This is a genomic window from Aneurinibacillus sp. XH2, assembly GCF_001439585.2.
Lineage (GTDB): Bacteria > Bacillota > Bacilli > Aneurinibacillales > Aneurinibacillaceae > Aneurinibacillus > Aneurinibacillus thermoaerophilus.
This window is the reverse complement of record NZ_CP014140.1, coordinates 2,330,424-2,348,742: the sequence shown is the minus strand read 5'-3', so window position 1 is coordinate 2,348,742 and position 18,319 is coordinate 2,330,424. Positions and strand designations below refer to the sequence as shown.

Sequence of the window (18,319 nt, the reverse complement as noted above, 5' to 3'; positions counted from 1 at the left end):
AACAAAGGGGAGATTTGACATGGAAAATAAAGTTGATTTTTTTGAACAATTAAGAAAATTACCTACATCCTGTATTTCAGATGCCCTAGATATGCTTGGGATCAATGGTGGGTGTGAATTAATTCGCCCGCTCACCCAAGGTATGGCGCTAGTCGGACCAGCGTTTACATTACAATATGAACAGGTAAAGGAAGGTGAAAAGGCTCCGGCAGGTGAATTTATCGATGAAGTACCAGCCGGTAGTGTAGTTGTTATTGCCAATGGCGGTCGTTATTGTACGGTCTGGGGTGATCTTCTTACTATTGCTGCAAAACAAAAGGGAATAAAGGGAACGGTGATTGATGGCTGCTGTAGAGATGCTACAAGTATTATTCAAATGAACTACCCGATATTTACAAAGGGCACCTATATGAAGTCCGGAAAGAATCGAGTAAAACTAGTCGGAAAACAAATTCCGGTTCGTATTGGTAATACGATTGTTCATCCAGGGGATGTAATATGCGCAGATGATTCAGGAGTAATTGTTATTCCACAAGAGGTACTACCGGAAGTTGTTGAAAAGGCTCTAGCAGTCGAAATAATGGAGCAACAAATCATCCGTGACTTAAGAGAGGGGATTTCTATGAAGGACGCTAGGGAAAGGCACAATTACAATAATTTTGCTTTGCTACTTAATAAGTAATACATCTTGGGGGAGAAATGGAATGGCTATCTTGATTTTTAATCGTAGTAAATCTTTTCATTTTAAGGAGTGGTTGAGTGATCTTAATGAGGAACTTGTATTGTTTACTCAAGTAAGTCGGTCGGATTTGGATAACTATAATCATGTAGAAATGATTGAATCCTTTGATCAAAACGGATGGACAGAAATCCGTGCTATTGAACTCCATAAAAACTTTAATTTTCATACTATCATCGGTCATTCCGAATATGATTTGATTCGTGCAGCACGGTTACGGGAAAAATTTTGTATCAGAGGACAAAGGGTTGAAAGTGCACTTGCCTTTCGAAACAAAGTACTAATGAAACAGTTGGCAGCTAAAGGAGGAGTAGAAGTACCTACTTTTCGATCAGTTAACTCCTCGATTGACCTTTTTGAATTCATCGAAGAGAACGGATTCCCTATTGTTATCAAACCAATTGATGGTGGAGGTTCTCGTCATACTCAAGTTTTATATAATTTCGATGAGATGAAATTAATTCTTCAACAAGGACTACCGACAAATTTAATGGTAGAGAAGTTTGTATCTGGCGAAATGTACCATGTCGACGGTATAATGCGGAACGGGGAAATTTTATTTTCATGCGCTTCCCGTTATATAAATGGATGTTTAGCCTTTACTAAAGGAGCAAGTTTAGGCAGTGTTATACTTGACAAAAAAAGCAGAATAAGCAATCGATTGCATCAAGCCTTGAGTACTGTTCTTGCTTCATTACCGGGAGCTCCAATTTTGGCATTTCATGCAGAGTTTTTCCATACTGATGATGATCGATTACTCTTGTGTGAGATTGCCAGTAGAACGGGCGGAGGACGGATAATCGATACAATTAGGGAGGTATTTGGTATTGATTTAAATCGTTTATGGATTCGTCTCCAATGTGGACTTGATGAAACTCCACAATTAACTCAGAAAGCAGATCAATTAGCAGGTTTTCTAATTGTCCCACCAAAAAACGGAAAATTGTTACACTTGCCAAAAGTGGTACCATTCGAATGGGTAGTCGACTATACTTCGTCTGTTCAACCGGGCCAAACTCTTCAGAACGCAGCTTCAAGTGTTGATAGTATTGCGACCTTAATTGTAAAGGGAACGACCGAAAAGATGGTTGAGTCCAGATTGAATCAATTGAACGAATGGTATATGAACGAACTAGTATGGGAAGAGGAATGGGGGGGTAGGATTGGTTAAAGAACACAATGAGAAATTGTTTACCAGAACATTCTCCCTCTATCTAGCTTCGACCATTATCAATTTTTTGGGGACAGGTATGCATGGTATTGCATTACCATGGCTATTGTTGGAGATGACAAAGAGCCCCTTATCAATCGGGATACTCCTCTGTATCCGAGCATTACCAGGCATATTCTTAGCCCCATATGCAGGCTATGTCGCAGATTGTATGGATCGACGTATCAATTGTTTTCTGATGAATCTTTTACAAGGCATTGTAGTTTTTGTTACAGTGGGTCTTGGCTATTATGGCCTTCTCAATCAGTTTTATATTTATAGCATGGCGCTACTTATTTCTATTGGCAACACTTTCTTCTTTCCAGGGATTCGTGCCTATATTCAGGAAGTCGTGGGAAAAGCTAATCTACTACGTGCCAATTCTTTGACTGAATCATTAACACAGGCTGGAATGCTCATAGGAACTGGTACAGCCGGTCTCGTTATTAGTTCTTTTGGTACGATGACTGCTCTTTTTATTGATGGATGTACCTTTCTAGTGTCTGCTATTTGTATTATTTTGATGAATAAAACTAAGGCTTCTTTTTCAGTAAAGCCCCAGAAGTTTGCCATTTTAAAAACACAGTTCGAGGTTCTAAAGTATGTTAAAACTAAGTTCATACTATTTGTTACAATCTTGTTATTATTAGTGCCAACCTTCTGTGTACAAGTTAACAATGTTCTAGTTGGGGCTTTTACAATGGATTTACTGAAGTTAGATGCATCCGCTTATGGACTTATTAACCTATGCTACGCAATTGGTGCAATGCTCTCAGGGTTTATACTAGCTTCTTTAACTAAAAAAAGAGTAAACGACAAATATTTTATTTTCGTTTCTATACTTGCTCTTGGATTATTCGAAGGTTTATTCGGTTCTAGTCAGAATCTATCAACTGCTATGCTTATAACGTTTATAATCGGATCTTGTGTTGTAATTACACGAACCTGGTTAAATACAAAAGTTATGAGCATAACTGATAATGAGTACGCGGGCAGGATTCAAAGCACGATTGGTTTCCTAACTTCAGTAATGCTTCTTGTCTCCGGATTAGTGGTTGGAGGGATAGCGAAAAACGTTGGTTATAATTTAGTTTTCTATTTACTAGGTACTTTCGTAGTTCTAATTGCTTTTATCTCTTTGTTTTATTACTCGAGACAGGAGAACGCAACTACTACGAGTAATACCAGTGAAGCTACCGTTAAGGCAAAAGTAAACGAAATGTAATTTCAACATAATTGAATCAATTTCATAACTCAAAGCCCTTGAACCGTAAGGTTCAATAGACATGAAAAAAAGGAGTACCTCCCAAAATCTCGAATAGAGTAGTTGCTCAGACAACTCAATGAGAAAGGTTAGTCTCCTCATGTACTCTATTCGCCAAGGACATTTATTTTCCCTGCAAGACTTATTAGATTTAGAACCTACTGAGCGCTACACAGCAATTTTTGAAGGCATCAATATTATGCCTCTGCTTAAAATTGTGTCTAAAAAAGTATGTGAAGGTGCGCCTCAATCGCTTAATATTATCCAGCGATGATTTATTCCCTGTTTGCTCGTATTCTAGAAGGTATTCCAACCATTAAACTTCTTGTTCGTCGCTTGAAAACCGATGTTCTTTTTCGTTTGGATTGCGGATTTTCTTTTTCTGATCGAGTACCATCTGAAGCTTCTTTTTCCCGTTTGATTCGAAGAATTAAATCCTCCAATGTGCTCGATGAAATAAATCATGCCCTTGTTTTACAAGCTGTTGAAGAAGGCTTCATTGATGGCAACCACATTGCAATTGACGCTACCCATGTAGAAGCGCGAGACCAAGCTCCACAAAAAGAAGAAGTTGAACAACAACCCGTCAAAGAGCCGAAAAAACGGGGGCGTAAGAAAAAAGAAGCCTATGAAGCATGGAAAAAAGAACAAGAAGAAATCGAAAATCATCTTCCTCTTTTTGAACAGAAAATCGAAAAACAATTGGACTACACCTTCGGTGAACTCCAAAAAGAAATGCCAAACGCTCCTCGGTGGGGAATTAAGAAGAACTCCGAAAATAAAAATGTTTTCTGGTATGGCTACAAACTCCATCTAGCTGTAGAAACCAAAAGCCAGTATCTTTTAGCTCACTTGCTTTCGTCAGGAAACATGAATGATGCTAAAGCTGCTATTCCCCTGTTAAAAGGAGTGGCTGAGCGTTTTCCTTTTCTCAACATCACGAAAGTGATGGCGGATGCTGGATATGACTACAATCCGATTTATGAGCAGATTTATCGCATGAAAGCGGACGGTATCATTGCTTATAATAAGCGGAATGAAGCGCCACCTATCGGTGTCGACAAGTATTTTGCACCGACATGTGTTCGTGAACACTCCTATCGATATGACAGTTATGATGCAAAATATGAAACACTCAAGTATACAAGACCAAAGGAATGCAAAGGTTGTCCGTTAGCTGACGACACGCTGTGCCAAAAGGTCATTAAAATCAAAAAGACAATAGACTTACGCCGTTATCCTGCCCCTGCACGCGGAAGTAGAGCATGGAAAAAGCTTTATAAGGAACGTACTTCTGTGGAGCGAGTCAATGCCTACTTAAAAGAATATTTTCAGCTTAATAATGTCCGATACCGTTCTGGAGAGTTGGCAAAAGTTCATGTCGATTTGCTGTGTCTATTGTTTAATGCTTCTAAATTAGCTGTAGATCGTATTAATACCAAATTAAACGATAAAGCTGCTTAGTAGGACACGACCTCCGGTCGTTAAAAAAAATTAAATACGGAAATTCTGCAGGTATTGAAGTTTTTAGAAAGCAATTATGAAATTGATTCACATATCTAAAGTCGATGAAAAAGGCGGAATACTCCTTCCAGACGAACTAGCGAAAAGCATCCATAGCGGACTGTTGAACGTTCGGGTGGAAGAGGGAAAGCTCTTGGCGAAGGAGCCAGCACCAGACTATACCCTTACCTGGATACCGGAGAAAAAATAATCCGGTCATGAGCCGGACATTTTCATTATTATCCATATGTAGAAAGGGGTTATGCAATGTAATTTTATCAAGAGCTATGTTTGTATGATAATTTTTAGATCATTAGCGAAATATAGCAAGAGGTAAACGTTTTTTGATGCTAACAAAAATGCTAACATTTTTGCTAACGAACTTATTTTACTTGGTTCTTCTCAACGTATAAAAACTGCATATTGTGCAGAAATAATATAGTTATTTACCTATATTTTCTCTGTTTTTCTATGTTATTTATCAAAATTGAAAAGAGTCATGTAAACATATCTGTAGTGAATAAATAAAGAGGGGATGCAGAAAATCCAGTATTATCAAGGATTTTCTGCTTTTTTTCTTTTGGGGATTTGCTCTTAAAATCTTTGATTGCCCACATTTTAACCACCTTTAGTTTGTTAAAGTGTTTTTTTAGCTAATTTCATAGCGTTATCAAAACGTTGGGAAGCCTTTTTCTGCTTGTCCAGAACAAGTACTACGTCGTATTGGCTGTTAAACTGTCAATTGGAATGTATATAAATCAACCTTATAAGCTCCTATTGGTTTACCATCTTCGTAAATAATAGTGGTACGATTATATTTTATTTTTTTTATATTATACCCTTGATTTTTCGCATCCTTAATCAATCGCTAGATTTGCGTATGTTTGCAGTGTTTGCTGATCGTTCTTCATTGCATCACGAACTGATTTTTCGGGCAGTTCTCCCTTCTGTGTACAAGAAACCGCTAATAGTGCTAGAATCGTTAGTACAATTATTTTTGTTACATGGAAACTTTTCATCTGCTATACCTTCTTTCTTTTATTTTCAAGTTATAAGATAAAAATGAACAACTAGGTGATGCCGCAAGGACTCTCATTATGTATGTTTTCATGTAAAATAGGTTTGTAGCTTATCTATGAGGGGGAGAAACAACCTTATAACTGGCTTGACAAATCATCGCTGCAGCCATCTTATTAAACAAGCTGAAATTTCACAATCAAAATTCAAGAAAATGATAAAAGAAACCCCGCTGTCCGGTAGCTCGGATGACGGGGCAAAGCATAACCTAGAGATTTAGGCTAGTGGTTCTTTTTATTTGCATTTGCCAACAAACACTTTTGGGAAGTAGTATTTATTGGAGCAGGTATTTCAAAGCGCTTTTTGGTAAACTTTCCAGATTGGACAAGTCTATTGGAGGAATTTTGGGAGAGGTTAGGTTTTCAAAACTTTTATCCGATAAATTGTGTCAATTGTTTATTAAATTTATCACGCTCTTCCCACATCAATCCGTGACCACTGTTTTCAAACGGCACAAGCTTAGAGTTTTTAATTCCCTTATTCTGTGCTACAGCAAGTGGAAATAAGCACACTTTGTCATGCACACCATGAAGGATTAAAGTAGGAACGTTTATTTTTCCTAGATCAAAAAACAAGCTTTCGTCTCTAAGAGAGGCGAGAACTGCTGCCGTAGACCAACCTGCTGCCTGTAGTCCCAATTGGAAGAACCAATTTGAGAAAGGCCTGGTTATATGCTGGAAGAAAAACATACTTCCAAATTCTTCTAACATTTTTGGTCGATCATTATACGTTTCCTGAATGAGTTTATTTACATCTTGCTTGGGTAATCCATATGGAAAATCAGGACGTTGAGTTAGGCTAGGAGCTGCCGCGCCGAATAAAGCAAGTTTGGATACCCCCCACCCTTTATGACGAGCCATATATCGAACGGCGATCGCTCCTCCCACGGAGTGTCCCGCGAGTGTGAAATTTTGTAATTTAAGTATGTCTACCACAGTTCGCACATCGTCTGCCAATCGATCATACGAGTAGTCTCCCCAAGGTTTATCTGATTTACCGAACCCTCTGATGTCCACTCCGATACACCGATATCCCATTGCGGGAAATATATTAAACTGATATTCAAACAGTTTATGATTTGCTGGCCAACCATGTATAAATAAGATTGGCTTCCCACCTCTTGGGTTAACATCTTCTACATAAATTTTTACGTCTGGTTCTACTCTAACATAGTATCCCACGCCGATTCCCCCAATTAGTAAATCTCGTCAGAAACACGTTATTCATTTGGACTTAAAAGGGTGAATGACCGATCCGTTTTTTAAACTGATGCTGCCCGATCAGTTGAATAAGGAAGAATGCTAAGATTAACATCGTGTTTAACAGGGCTTTTTTACACTGTCAACCACAAGGGGATAATATCACAAGGTCGGGGTTTTTGTCTGACCACGTACTTATTTTATTTTCTGCAACTAACTAAAACTGATTTCCGTTTAGATAAAATAAGATTTACTGAACTTTATTTTTCTTATTTTTTGCGTTGTTCATTAAAATTGAAAAGAGTCGTGTAAATGCATCTGTAAGGAACACGAAAGAAGGAAAATTGTAGTTACATTGAAATAGCAGGGGAGAAAAGACTTTAGTAGAATTCAGTGTTAATATCTAATAGTAGCAAAAGCGTGAGCTTCTTTTGCTTTGCTATGTCCTATAATCGTCAGAATGTAAACAAGCTGTTCCTAAATGAGAACAGCTTTATTTTTGTTTTTTCCTTATTTTAACATGATAAATAATAAGAGAGAAAAATAATTTTTAAAAAGTGGCTCAAAATACCTTTCTCAAACGTTTCTATTATTAGAGAAATGTGAAAGGGTGGTAAGGATGATTCCAGAATTTCGTAAGCCATATCAAAACGGAGAGTTGCGGATTGGAAAAGCGACCTGGAATGAAGAGGATCGCTCGGTTAAGTGGGCGTATCGAAGCAGAAATGGGGGGATTTCTCCACGCAGCCCAGAGGTGCCGATAGATGTGCTTTGTGAAATGATGGTGTTTGCTCTAGAAAATGGAGAGATTTCTAAGGAGCAAAAACAACGTTTGCGAAGCTTGTTGTAGTGTTTCAACAATAAAAAGGGGTGGACTCCTTGAAGTCCCCCCTCTTTTTATATCCCAAAAATTAGAGGTATCTCAATCGCGGAAGATAACGTCCAGATGGATGGTGAATTCCTCAAAAATGCCGACTTTGACTTCATCCTCTTTTCCGAATGAGCCAGCCAGTTCGTATTTTCCGTTATCGTTCAGTATGAATACATCAAGTGTTTCATTCGCGGGGGCAACAATCCAGTATTCCCGTACGCCTGCATGCTCATATAACTTGTACTTCAGCCATTTGTCATATTTAGCTGTAGCTTGTGAAAGAATCTCAACAATCAAATCGGGTGTTTCTTTGCATCCTCTCTCGTCCAGCTTTTCCGGATTGCATACAATGGTCATGTCAGGTTGCACCACATTTCAATTTTCAATGAGCCATCTGTATAAGGTAAGTATAGCAAATGTCGGACGAGAATCCTGTCCTTGTTCGAAGCCGATTCATCCCCCACTTTTCCTACGTTTACAAGAGGGGGTCTTCTTGGCTGATAGGATAAAAGTGTTATTACGATATGAAATTGCATACTTAAATGGGGAGGCTACCGTTTATATAATTGAAACAATCTACATCTATAGAGAAAACAGGAGGATAAGATAATGAAACGAACACTCGGACTATGCCTGACCGGTTGTTTATTGTTAGGAGGAGCAGGGGCTGCATTTGCACAAGCGGAAAATCCACATGCAATATCGAATATGAACATCGCTCAAGATTATTCTGGAAATGGACTAAAATACATGATGATTGTAAATGGTCAACCATTACAGGATCGCTCTATTTATACTTCTGGGGACGAACTTATGATACCGTTGCGTCCTGTCGCGGAAGCATTGGGATATAAAGTGACGTGGAATAATGAAAGTCAAAAAATTGAATTATCTAAAGCACATGGTTGGTTCTTCTTAAAAATTGGAGAAGATCAATACAACTTTGCAAAGATGCTGATAAAGCTTGGAAAAGCACCTGAATTAAAAAATGGAAAAACATACGTACCGTTACGTTTTGTAGAAGAAGTTTTAAAACTAAATGTAGTGATAGATGAAACAGGCAATATTACCATTTCAGAATCCGGAGAAATAGCAAATCATATACAAGAAACAGCCGGAATTGTAACAGAAGTAAACGATGGTAACCATGGTAATACCTTGCTTTATGTTATGGGAAAAGCAAATACGAAAAATGGGTATAACTCGATTGCATTACATGTCGATGAAAAAACCGAAATTATTGACGGTTTAACTTCGAAGATATTGAAACCAGAGGATATAAAAGCAAATGCGAAAGTCCAGGCATTTTATGACTCAAGATTAACCAAGAGTCTTCCACCTCAAGGGCATGCCAAGCGTATTGTTGTATTAAATCAGACAGGAAAGGTTTCTGGTACAATTAAGGAAGTACGGCCAAGTAAAGATAGCATTCAGGTACATATAGACGGAGAGTCAGATCAAAACATTGCAAATGATGTTGTATTGAATATCACTTCTGAAACGAATGTGGTATCTAAAGACGGAAAAGTACTATCTCCTGATCAATTGAAAACGGGAAATGAAGTGATCGCTTATTATGGTCCTGTCATGACTCTTAGTCTCCCACCAATGGGTAAGGCTGATACTATCATCATGAACATGAACTAGAATTCTCTCTTTAAAATTAAGGAAGCATATGAAGAATTCTTGTCTGTTATGATAAGAACATACTCGACAGCTTGAGATGGTCAAGAACAGTTTTCAAAGAAAAAATGAGGGTGTCCTAAAAGTGATGGGGCCCCCTTTTGTGTTGCTATATATATGCATATACGAAACAATAAGTAATCTATCTATAATATTGTATTATTTTTGTACTCAAATAACCTTTTGAGAAAGTTGCGTTAATAGGAATATATGTTATTCAATTTCAAAGGCGGTATTTCGAGCGTTAAGTGTTAAATTATGCGGGTCTACTTTGCTAGCATGAATAATAGAAGGACCAATCGGGCAATATCCGTCTTGTCTTTATAGATCCGTCCTCTGACAACAAAAGCGGAAAAGCGATCGTAGGCTTCTGAATCCCCAGATGTTTTGCGAGCGCTGTTTTTACCGGCGCGGTGCGGGAAAAATCATTTCTTTACATATGAAGCGGATACAAGTACAAGAAGAAATATTGTGGAAAAGTGTGGATAAAATGGAGAAGCAGAGGTATGATAAAAAGGGCAAAAGATTATACAGACAAGGGGAGAAAAAGAAAAATGGTTGTCCGAATACGAAGTACAATTCTGGCAGGAGTGACCTGTATGTTGCTCGCTTGGCTCGCTTTCGCGACGCAAATTCAGGCTGCTGACGCATCCGGGCCGTCCGGTGAACTGTACTTTCTGGAACCGACTCCGTATTATAACGCGCCGCAGGATGTGCAGGCAGCTGGACAAATCCCGCAGCATGAAATGCCGGAGCCGGTTCTTGAACAACAGGGGCAATGGTTCAAAATTCACTATGAGAAACGAGATGTATGGGTAAAGCAATCCGACAAGCTGTATGTCCGAGTTCTTCCGGTAAAAACAGGAGAGGATCAGACCCCTAACCGCAAATATATGTTCCTTCATCATCCGCTATCCGTTTATCAGCAGCCGGATGCCCGTTCCAAGCGGCTTATGTATATTCATCCACAGCGGATTCAGGTGCTTAAGCAAAACGGAGGCTGGTACCAAATCCGCACGGATGCGGGGCCAGGCTGGCTATATGCATCGGCAGATTATGTGACCGAAGTCATCGGTGTACGCAAGATCAACGTCACCTCTCCCGTACAATTGTACCCGTATCCAGATACATTCTGGAAGCCGATAGGCACATTGGACAACGTGCCTTATGAAACAATTGCGTATGCGAACGCGGGTCGCTGGTACAAAATTGAACAAAACGGCCGTTTTGTGTGGTTGCATGCCAAGGATGGGCAGGTTCAGCCTGCCAAAGCCTCATATCCTGCCCGCAAAACGGAGGCGAACGGATATGTTGGCAACACGATTTTTATGACCGAAGCCAAACATACAAAAGTCGGTGATTTATTTAAGCGCATGGTGGTCGAATGGCACGGAAAACCGCACTGGCTCTTTGACACGTTTATTATTCGTCCAGTCGGCAAGGAACAGCGTGGCTATAGCTTTGAAACGTTCGATACGACGAAAGGGAATCCATCTGAGACGCTTACTAAGTATGTAGAAGAAATTTTCGCGCCTGGCAAAGAGGTAGATTTGCTGGAGAAGGCAACGTTGAAAGCGCGTGCTTATATGGAAGATTCTACATACCGTACAAATGTTATCATCGGTTTGCCGAACCCGATAGGAACGGTGCATCCGGTGCAGCGCACCGCGCTGGTGGAAGGGTATATGGATCGGATCATTGCTCAGTGGAACGCAAAAAATCCACAAGCGCTGCGGCTTGTGGGCTTTTATTGGACGAATGAAATCGTTCCTGATTCAGACCGTGAGTTTGTGAAAGAAATCGGCACAATCGTGCGCAAGAAGGGATATAAATTTTATTGGGCGCCATATTTCCAGGCAGCAGGTGCCGAACAATGGAGAACGCTCGGATTTGACTTCGCCTGGATGCAGCCGAACCATTACTTCAGCAAAGACAATTTCACAGGCATGGATATGCTAGGAGAGACAAATACGATTGCTCGGCAAACAGGAGCCGGTACGATGCTGGAGTGGAACTGGAAGCTGCTTGAGGATCCGAAATACGTGCGAGCATTAAACGAGTATCTTGACCTAGGTCGCCTTGTGGGTGCGGAACACCCAAGCGTGTTTGTATACGATGGGGAAGGAGCGATCGATGCCTTTTTCCATGATGGGAATTCACAAAAACTTGGCTATGTGAAAGAAAAGCTACTTGCCTACCTTTTATCACCGTCACAAGAAGAATAAAAAGAAAGAGGGCGATGGGCCCTCTTATTTTTTTACGTGTTTTTGGATCACAATGTTGTTGATTTCAATTGTTTGTGAAGCTGTGTCATAGTACATATCCCCGACAATCGTACCTTGATCTTTGGCCATAAGCATAACGCTCCAATCGGCGCTTGCTGGAAATTCCAGATAAGCAGGTACGTTTGACCGGGCATTTCCGGCAATTTCTCCGCTGTACCATTTGTCTGAAGCAACATGATAAATAAGCGTTTGATGTTCCGAAAGGGAAGGCAGGTAGATGCGCAATGTCCCGTCATGCGTCACTTCTATTTTTTGAAACGTTTCATATAAACGTTTTGCCCAGAAATTGATCGCATTGTAATCTCGAATTTGGCCCCGCTTGGGAAGGATAGCATTTTGTGCTTTGTGCAAGTTTGCGACTACTGTTTCAGGGCTGCTGCTAATGAAACGGGTGACAGCAGGATTGTAAGACGGTTGTTCCGGCATTTTTTGCATGGTGGATGCGATGCCAGTGTCGTGGGCCATTTTTAGAAATTGAACCGCTTCCACTCGGCTGACTTTTTGGGAACTTCCGTATCCTGCGATGGTTGATTCACCATCCATGCCTTTCGTAATGCCGTGCTCATACATGTAAGCGATAGCGCCTTCGTCATCGTAATGGTGGCCGCCGGCAGCGGAGAAAAGGCGCGCAACTTGGATACGTGTCAGCGCGTCAGCGCGTTTGGCCGGATCGTTTATGCCTGCTGCCGGAAGATTATATTCACGCGCGAGCGCGTATACTTCCTCTGTTGTTCCTGTTCCCAGCTTGTCCCGCGTGTCAGGGAATAGGCGCATCATCATCGTAAGAAACTCAGCTTCTGTAATCACTTCGCCGGGATTAAAGGTTTCGGTCTGCTTTTCATTCAGTATTCCGGCCTGTGCCGCCCAGGGAAGGGTTCCATTTTTCCAGGCCCAATGGTCGCGCGGCACGTCGGTAAATATACCAGATGCGTCCAGCGCGTAGGCCGGAGGCGCGGAAGCAGCCATGATACCAGCTGCGAGAATAAGTGCGGTGGTTTTTAGCTTTATCTTGTTTGTTTGCGTTGTCATCTTCTCTTCTCCCTTTCTATGTACTAAATATGTTGCATTCATATATTAGGCTCTTCATATATTCCAATGTTTGTTTCAACCTTATTTTCCTCCACTTTCTATATATTTTACCTTATATTTGGCCCTACACCAAAACATGTTTTGCAAAGAGCAATTATGTCATATGTGTGGATGAAAAAAAATATGAGAGAAAATATTCATTTCCTCTCCTTGCAATTCTATCTTTTTTATGCATACTTTGGACTATAAGGCCTATAATATTAATTTTTTTTAACATTATAGCTATGATAATCGACAAATACTGATAAATTTGTTATAGTAATAAATGACTGTAAAGTTATATAAATGCATGCTTCGATAATGGCAAACCCACTGAAAAGTGGGGACGCAAAGCCACGGGCCTACCGTTTATGCTGGCATAAACCATGGCAGCCGGGTTGCCGAAAAGCTGGGGTTATAAATAAATGAATAGGCATATAACCACGGCTGTTTCGCGCACGAAAGAGCCCTTTTTTATTTTCTTTTCAAAAAAACACAAAAAGGAGACGAAAGATGAAACGACAATATTCTATCCAATTCAAACATCAAGTAGTGAAAGAGGCTTTAGAGGTAGAAAGTTTAAGTATAGTCGCGCGTAGACATCGCTTAAACTCCCGCATCATTTATCGCTGGGTTCGCGAATTTAAGGAAGGAAAATATTCACTGGCGCAAAATAAATAGCGGATAAACACGCACGTTGTCTTTTGGCTTTTTGAAAAAATGGACTCCAATGGTATTATCTGAATTTTTAGTTCTATTCATTATTTTTTGCTTATATGATAAAAAGTTCTCTCAAGGGGGAGAACTTTTTATTTTCTGTTGTTTAAAGTATTAAAATACTACGTATTAATAAAAACACGGATGGTTCTTATGTGATTCGGGTACAGTAAAAACGGAGGTGATAGCCGTGGCCATTGGACTTACGAACAAGCAAATCGCGGAACGGCTTTCCGCCGCTTTTACGATCGAAGAAATGAAAGAAGCTGTGCAGGCATTAATGGTGGAGAACAATCGTCTCATTGAACGGCAGTTGCACACAATGTTTCAGGAATATTTAACAGAAAACCATTACGAAATAGACGATGGGATAGAAGACGGGATGCAAATTAGATTTCATTAAAAACGGCGAATGCCCTGCTTTGGGTGTAGAATGTACGACAAAACAAATCCTCCTGCAATTTTCCAGGAGGATTTGTTTTGTGGCGCATCGTCTATCCATCAAGTTTCCTCGCACCAATTGCATTTGTGGCTTTTTTTTGTTTTTGGCTTGTCAGCCAGCTGAAACCGCGGTTTACCAATTGGGCACAAATCGCCGACACAGCGAATGTAACTGCATAGATGCTCAGCATATACAGCGCGGATATAGCTTTGTGATGAAAAATCCATTCAATGGTAAAGTTCGTTTCCATAAACTTGTTAGCGTATATAATAAATGCTGGATGTAGTAAATAGATATAGAATGTTAAACCTTTCTGAAAGCGCAGGTGCAACGCATCCACAATATAATGCAATATCGCCGCGCTGGAGACGAGCAGCGCAAATGTTGCTAAGACAAATATTAGATGGTTAGCTGTATATAGTTTAGATGACATAACGAAAAAGTACATAGTAAATCCGGATAGAACCAATAATCCAATAAGAACAATTTTATGCTTTTCCATAAACATAAACATCGGTTTACGATACCAGTACAGTAAGTGTCCTAAATACAATGTAAAAATCCAAGTCGGTAAAAAATGACGTATACCTAGACCAAACCAGCCATGTGCAATTATATGAATATACATATATTGTATGACAAAGAAAAGGGTGATAACCAACAGAATGTTTTTCTTCATAATTAAGCGGCGGAAAAGATAAGCGAATACATAATACTGGCAAAGCATAAAAATAAAGTACAGGTGCCCTGCGGTTTGACCGGTCAAAACATCCTGCCAGTCTTTTTCGTTTGTCGGTATGCCCTTTTTCATAATAATAAAGTACAGCACACTGGCAAACAGAAAAGGAAAATAGATGTATTTTAGCTTTCCTTTAAAAAAGCGTGTGCCTGAAAATTTTTTTCCATCCAGACTGTGTGCAGTAAAAAAACCAGTAATAATTGCTAAAATCACTGTCCCGTAACGGCTAATCTGGTTCAAAGTTGTCTCCCAGAATGTCCACTCAATGTAATCGTCGACATCCGCAGTGTAATGACCGGCAAGTACAAGAAATGAAGAAAGCAGTTGCATCAAAAACAGTGAAGAGAAAAGTCTTTTATCTGAATACATAAAAATTCCTCCGGATTTTAAGTGCTCTACGCTTATCTATGCTCAGATTATACAAACATTTTATGTTAAGTCAATAAAAAATTCATAAAAGATGGAAAATTATACAATTATACAATGAGAATAATGGCAGGAGGAAAGGACAAGCTATAGAAGGAGGTGGCTATTATGTCCAAAAGAGTGAAATACAATATAACGTTGGATCATAAGCGACAACAAAGCAATCAAGCGACGCCTGGAAAACAGGATAGCGAATTTGCTAGCTATACCGATACTCAGGCGGTACGTCTCGATAAACGGCAGCCAGGCGGTGAGTCGCAAAGCAAATATCCGCGCCATGAATAAAAATGTAAGCTTCAGCTTTATCGGAGCTTTTTGCTGAAAAAGTCATTTTTTGTCGTTAAAAAGGTGGCAAGATCATAGTTTGATCATAATTTTGTAACTCATCTTTAATATGTAGTTTTTACAATATAGATGCATACTTCTTTTGAGAAAGCTATATATTTTGGTTGATATATTGACATTTGTATTGTGGGTTATCCCCTTGGCTTTTCCTTCGAACCGTAAAAGAATACGTATGTATCAATTCTAATGTATATGGCCATATACGGTAGCTGCTTAAGTCATAAATCAAAGGAGGTCGCTGCTGTATGGATTACAATGTTATCGTCATGAGCGGAATGGTGTTTTTGATCGTATGTTTATTGCTTGGAGCGGTTCCCGCCCTATTTTTCTATTTACGAAAAAAGAATGTGAATATATAGGCTTTGACTCCAAAAAATGCGCCTGTTCTTTTCACTTCGGGCGCTTTTTTCGTTCACACATCCTTAGTTTTTATGTGAGAATTCTTGACATAAGTAGTTTCATTCGCTAGATTCAGTGTTTTGAATCCGGTATAATGGAAAGACGAGGCACAAAGGAAAGGATGGAAACGTATGAGTGGCATTGTGGGTTTTTTGGGAAACCGGAGTGCTGTGCCGATTTTGCTGGATTGCTTGGATACGCTCGATTATCGAGGATATGATTCAGCAGGTATTGCGATTTCCAACCAGCAGCATGTCGAGATTCGGAAAACGGTGGGCCGGGTTAAAGATTTGCGCGCGCATTTGCTGCGTGAGCCCGTTATGCACGGTACGATTGGCATCGGCCATACGCGCTGGGCGACGCATGGCAAACCTTCGGAAGCGAACTCCCATCCTTTGACCGGCTGCGATCGCCGTTTCGTGGTCGTACATAACGGTATTATCGAGAACTATCCGCAAGTAAGGCGCTCTCTTATGGCACAGGGGCATACATTTAAAACAGAAACGGACACAGAAGTAATTCCACATTTGCTGGAAGAATACGATACAGGTGACCTAGAGGAGACGGTACGGAAAGTGTTACCTATGCTGAAGGGTTCGTTTGCGCTTGCCATTATGTCCGAAGCGCAGCCGGATACCATTATCGCTGTCTCTCAGGATAATCCGCTCGTGCTCGGAGTGGGCAGGAAGGAAGCGTTTTTGGCTTCGGATATTCCCGCCCTATTGCCGTACACAAGGGAGATTTATCCAATTAAAAACGGAGAAATTGCGATTTTGACACCGGGCAAAGCGACGGTAAAGCGGCTGGACGGAACAGAAGTGACGCCGCACTATTCGCTGGCGGACGAAACGGTTTATGATGTGCTGTTGCACGATTACAAACATTATATGATGAAGGAGATTTTCGATCAGCCGAAAGCATTGGAGGATATGCTGACGGGACGGTTGACGCCGGAAGGGGTGGATCTCCCGGAGCTTGCACAAATATGGACAGTGGAAAAGCTGAAAAATTTGCGTAAAGTTGATATTGTAGCGAGCGGGACATCCAATCATGCGGGAGTTATCGGCAAAAAAGCGCTGGAGCAGTTGCTTGATTTGCCGGTGGAAGTGTCTTATTCATCCGAATTTATCCATGAGCACGGGACGCTTGACGAGCGGAATCTGGTGATTTTGTTGAGTCAGTCAGGTGAGACTGCGGACACGTTATCAGCATTGCGCGAAGCGAAGAAGCATGGTTGCTCGACGCTGGCGATTACAAATACTGCTGGTAGTACGCTCTCTCGGAAGGCAGATTGTACGTTGCTGACGAAAGCGGGGCCGGAGTTTGCGGTCGCATCTACGAAAGCATATACATCACAAATCACGGCGCTTATTCTTTTGGCGATTTGGATGGCGCAAAGGATGGGAAGCGCTAGAAAAGAAGAGGTTTCGGAACTGCTTCAGGCGCTGGAACGCTTGCCGGGTGACGTTGATTCGACGCTCATTATGACGCATGATGCGATTGATCAGTTTGCCCAGCTGACGTATGATCAGGAGCATCTATTTTTAATCGGACGCGGATTGGATTATGTGTTGGCACTGGAAGGAGCGTTGAAATTGCAGGAAGTGGCTTACATTCACGCGGACGCATACGCGGCGGGCGAGATGAAGCATGGAACGATGGCGCTGATTACGCCGGGCGTGCCTGTGATCGCGTTAGCGACACAGGCGCGTGTGTTTGATAAGACGGTGAGCAATATTAAGGAAGTAAAGGCACGGGACGCGTTTGTGGTCGGGATTACAACAGTAGGTGACGATGTGCTCGCAGATGAGGTAGATGAGGTGATGTACATTCCGTCCACGCATTCGTTGTTGTTGCCGATTCTGGCGGCGATTCCGCTGCAACTTCTCGCATACTACGCCGGCACGGTACGTGGTCATGATGTCGACCGCCCTCGGAACCTGGCCAAGAGTTTGACGGTGGAATAGAAGGCAATTAGGGTTATTTGAACTTATGGTTTTGATGTTGTTTGACATTAAAGTCGGTAACCTAACATTAAAGATGGTAACCAATAAAACTCTTTAGTAAGCCAATCACTTAACTTTTTGTATAGGTTGTGCTTAGATAGGGATTTGCAACTAAAAGTTCACCAACAAACGTCGTGTGTGGTTTCGCATACGGCGTTTGTGAAGTGTTGCTCGTAGGAAAAATAATTGAGATGTAGCGGCATAGCATAACTTCGTCTTGATAACTGGGTTCATATGACCATTTACAAATAAGTTTCAACTATTCCGAGTTAACAGAAAGAAAAGAGTGCACCATGGTATTGTAGAAAGACCGATCTCTTAATCGTCGGATATGGTGCACAGTCAT

At 40.8% G+C, this 18,319-nt stretch carries 16 protein-coding genes, 1 pseudogene and 1 riboswitch; of the genes and pseudogenes, 12 read left to right on the top strand and 5 right to left on the bottom strand.

Going from position 1 to position 18,319, the window contains the following annotated elements; all coding sequences use genetic code 11:
• The first annotated feature begins 19 nt into the window (after positions 1–19).
• The 5 genes and pseudogenes from ACH33_RS11560 (at position 20) to ACH33_RS19400 (ending at position 4,927) form a co-directional block, all read left to right on the top strand.
• Positions 20–682 carry an RraA family protein gene (locus tag ACH33_RS11560; RefSeq protein ID WP_057899159.1) on the top strand — a complete coding sequence of 221 codons (663 nt, stop codon included), beginning with the start codon at positions 20–22 and terminating at the stop codon, positions 680–682.
• A gap of 22 nt (positions 683–704) precedes the next feature.
• Positions 705–1,910: an ATP-grasp domain-containing protein gene (locus tag ACH33_RS11555; protein ID WP_057899158.1), complete on the top strand. Its 1,206-nt coding sequence runs from the start codon at positions 705–707 to the stop codon at positions 1,908–1,910.
• Complete coding sequence (locus ACH33_RS11550; RefSeq protein WP_057899157.1) at positions 1,903–3,174, top strand: MFS transporter; 1,272 nt, start codon at positions 1,903–1,905, stop codon at positions 3,172–3,174. The genes ACH33_RS11555 and ACH33_RS11550 overlap by 8 nt, the downstream gene beginning before the upstream one ends.
• Positions 3,175–3,313: 139 nt before the next feature.
• Positions 3,314–4,677 (top strand): annotated as a pseudogene (locus ACH33_RS11545) (transposase).
• Positions 4,678–4,753: 76 nt separating this feature from the next.
• Positions 4,754–4,927 (top strand): hypothetical protein, encoded by a 174-nt coding sequence (locus ACH33_RS19400; RefSeq protein WP_156424071.1) that lies wholly within the window; start codon positions 4,754–4,756, stop codon positions 4,925–4,927.
• A 646-nt stretch (positions 4,928–5,573) separates the two neighbouring features.
• Here ACH33_RS19400 and ACH33_RS19395 read toward each other — a convergent pair.
• Together ACH33_RS19395 and ACH33_RS11540 are read right to left on the bottom strand one after the other, a co-directional pair.
• Positions 5,574–5,735, bottom strand: coding sequence for a hypothetical protein (locus ACH33_RS19395; protein ID WP_156424070.1), 162 nt, complete (start codon positions 5,733–5,735; stop codon positions 5,574–5,576).
• 429 nt (positions 5,736–6,164) lie between these two features.
• A complete protein-coding gene (locus ACH33_RS11540; RefSeq protein WP_057899156.1) occupies positions 6,165–6,974 on the bottom strand; it encodes an alpha/beta fold hydrolase in 810 nt (269 codons plus the stop codon).
• Positions 6,975–7,611: 637 nt separating this feature from the next.
• On the opposite strand from ACH33_RS11540, the gene ACH33_RS11535 reads away from it, so the two are divergent.
• Entirely contained in the window at positions 7,612–7,842 is a 231-nt protein-coding gene (locus tag ACH33_RS11535) for a hypothetical protein (protein ID WP_057899155.1), read from the top strand.
• 72 nt (positions 7,843–7,914) lie between these two features.
• On the opposite strand, the gene ACH33_RS11530 is transcribed toward ACH33_RS11535, so the two are convergent.
• On the bottom strand, positions 7,915–8,235 hold the full coding sequence (locus ACH33_RS11530) for a Uma2 family endonuclease (protein ID WP_162265033.1): 321 nt from the start codon (positions 8,233–8,235) through the stop codon (positions 7,915–7,917).
• 237 nt (positions 8,236–8,472) lie between these two features.
• Here ACH33_RS11530 and ACH33_RS11525 point away from each other — a divergent pair, with 237 nt between their 5' ends.
• A complete protein-coding gene (locus ACH33_RS11525; protein WP_057899153.1) occupies positions 8,473–9,510 on the top strand; it encodes a copper amine oxidase N-terminal domain-containing protein in 1,038 nt (345 codons plus the stop codon).
• Positions 9,511–10,052: 542 nt separating this feature from the next.
• Positions 10,053–11,771, top strand: coding sequence for a DUF4855 domain-containing protein (locus ACH33_RS11520; RefSeq protein WP_082706028.1), 1,719 nt, complete (start codon positions 10,053–10,055; stop codon positions 11,769–11,771).
• A 24-nt stretch (positions 11,772–11,795) separates the two neighbouring features.
• Here the strand turns inward: ACH33_RS11520 and ACH33_RS11515 are convergent, their stop codons facing one another.
• A complete protein-coding gene (locus ACH33_RS11515) occupies positions 11,796–12,860 on the bottom strand; it encodes an S-layer homology domain-containing protein (RefSeq protein ID WP_057899151.1) in 1,065 nt (354 codons plus the stop codon).
• Between the two features lie 352 nt (positions 12,861–13,212).
• Positions 13,213–13,305, top strand: a riboswitch (cyclic di-GMP riboswitch).
• A 107-nt stretch (positions 13,306–13,412) separates the two neighbouring features.
• Here ACH33_RS11515 and ACH33_RS18765 point away from each other — a divergent pair.
• Positions 13,413–13,580, top strand: a complete 168-nt coding sequence (locus tag ACH33_RS18765) for a transposase (protein WP_082706026.1) — start codon at positions 13,413–13,415, stop codon at positions 13,578–13,580.
• A gap of 226 nt (positions 13,581–13,806) precedes the next feature.
• Entirely contained in the window at positions 13,807–14,019 is a 213-nt protein-coding gene (locus tag ACH33_RS11510; protein ID WP_057899150.1) for a hypothetical protein, read from the top strand.
• 91 nt (positions 14,020–14,110) lie between these two features.
• Here the strand turns inward: ACH33_RS11510 and ACH33_RS11505 are convergent, their stop codons facing one another.
• Entirely contained in the window at positions 14,111–15,166 is a 1,056-nt protein-coding gene (locus ACH33_RS11505; RefSeq protein WP_057899149.1) for an acyltransferase family protein, read from the bottom strand.
• 165 nt (positions 15,167–15,331) lie between these two features.
• Between ACH33_RS11505 and ACH33_RS19390 the strand changes: the two genes are divergently transcribed.
• Entirely contained in the window at positions 15,332–15,508 is a 177-nt protein-coding gene (locus ACH33_RS19390) for a hypothetical protein (RefSeq protein ID WP_156424069.1), read from the top strand.
• 590 nt (positions 15,509–16,098) lie between these two features.
• The gene (gene glmS / locus ACH33_RS11500; protein WP_057899148.1) at positions 16,099–17,934 is read left to right on the top strand and encodes a glutamine--fructose-6-phosphate transaminase (isomerizing); all 1,836 of its coding nucleotides are present in this window, start codon (positions 16,099–16,101) and stop codon (positions 17,932–17,934) included.
• The last annotated feature ends 385 nt before the right edge of the window (positions 17,935–18,319 follow it).

Bases quoted from the DNA above. Each gene is read 5' to 3' on its own strand.
- ACH33_RS11525 (WP_057899153.1), top strand. From the start codon at position 8,473: ATGAAACGAACACTCGGACTATGCCTGACCGGTTGTTTATTGTTAGGA.
- ACH33_RS19400 (WP_156424071.1), top strand. From the start codon at position 4,754: ATGAAATTGATTCACATATCTAAAGTCGATGAAAAAGGCGGAATACTC.
- ACH33_RS11555 (WP_057899158.1), top strand. From the start codon at position 705: ATGGCTATCTTGATTTTTAATCGTAGTAAATCTTTTCATTTTAAGGAG.
- glmS (WP_057899148.1), top strand. From the start codon at position 16,099: ATGAGTGGCATTGTGGGTTTTTTGGGAAACCGGAGTGCTGTGCCGATT.
- ACH33_RS11505 (WP_057899149.1), bottom strand. From the start codon at position 15,166: ATGTATTCAGATAAAAGACTTTTCTCTTCACTGTTTTTGATGCAACTG.
- ACH33_RS11515 (WP_057899151.1), bottom strand. From the start codon at position 12,860: ATGACAACGCAAACAAACAAGATAAAGCTAAAAACCACCGCACTTATT.
- ACH33_RS11560 (WP_057899159.1), top strand. From the start codon at position 20: ATGGAAAATAAAGTTGATTTTTTTGAACAATTAAGAAAATTACCTACA.
- ACH33_RS11520 (WP_082706028.1), top strand. From the start codon at position 10,053: ATGATAAAAAGGGCAAAAGATTATACAGACAAGGGGAGAAAAAGAAAA.
- ACH33_RS19390 (WP_156424069.1), top strand. From the start codon at position 15,332: ATGTCCAAAAGAGTGAAATACAATATAACGTTGGATCATAAGCGACAA.
- ACH33_RS19395 (WP_156424070.1), bottom strand. From the start codon at position 5,735: ATGAAAAGTTTCCATGTAACAAAAATAATTGTACTAACGATTCTAGCA.
- ACH33_RS11535 (WP_057899155.1), top strand. From the start codon at position 7,612: ATGATTCCAGAATTTCGTAAGCCATATCAAAACGGAGAGTTGCGGATT.
- ACH33_RS18765 (WP_082706026.1), top strand. From the start codon at position 13,413: ATGAAACGACAATATTCTATCCAATTCAAACATCAAGTAGTGAAAGAG.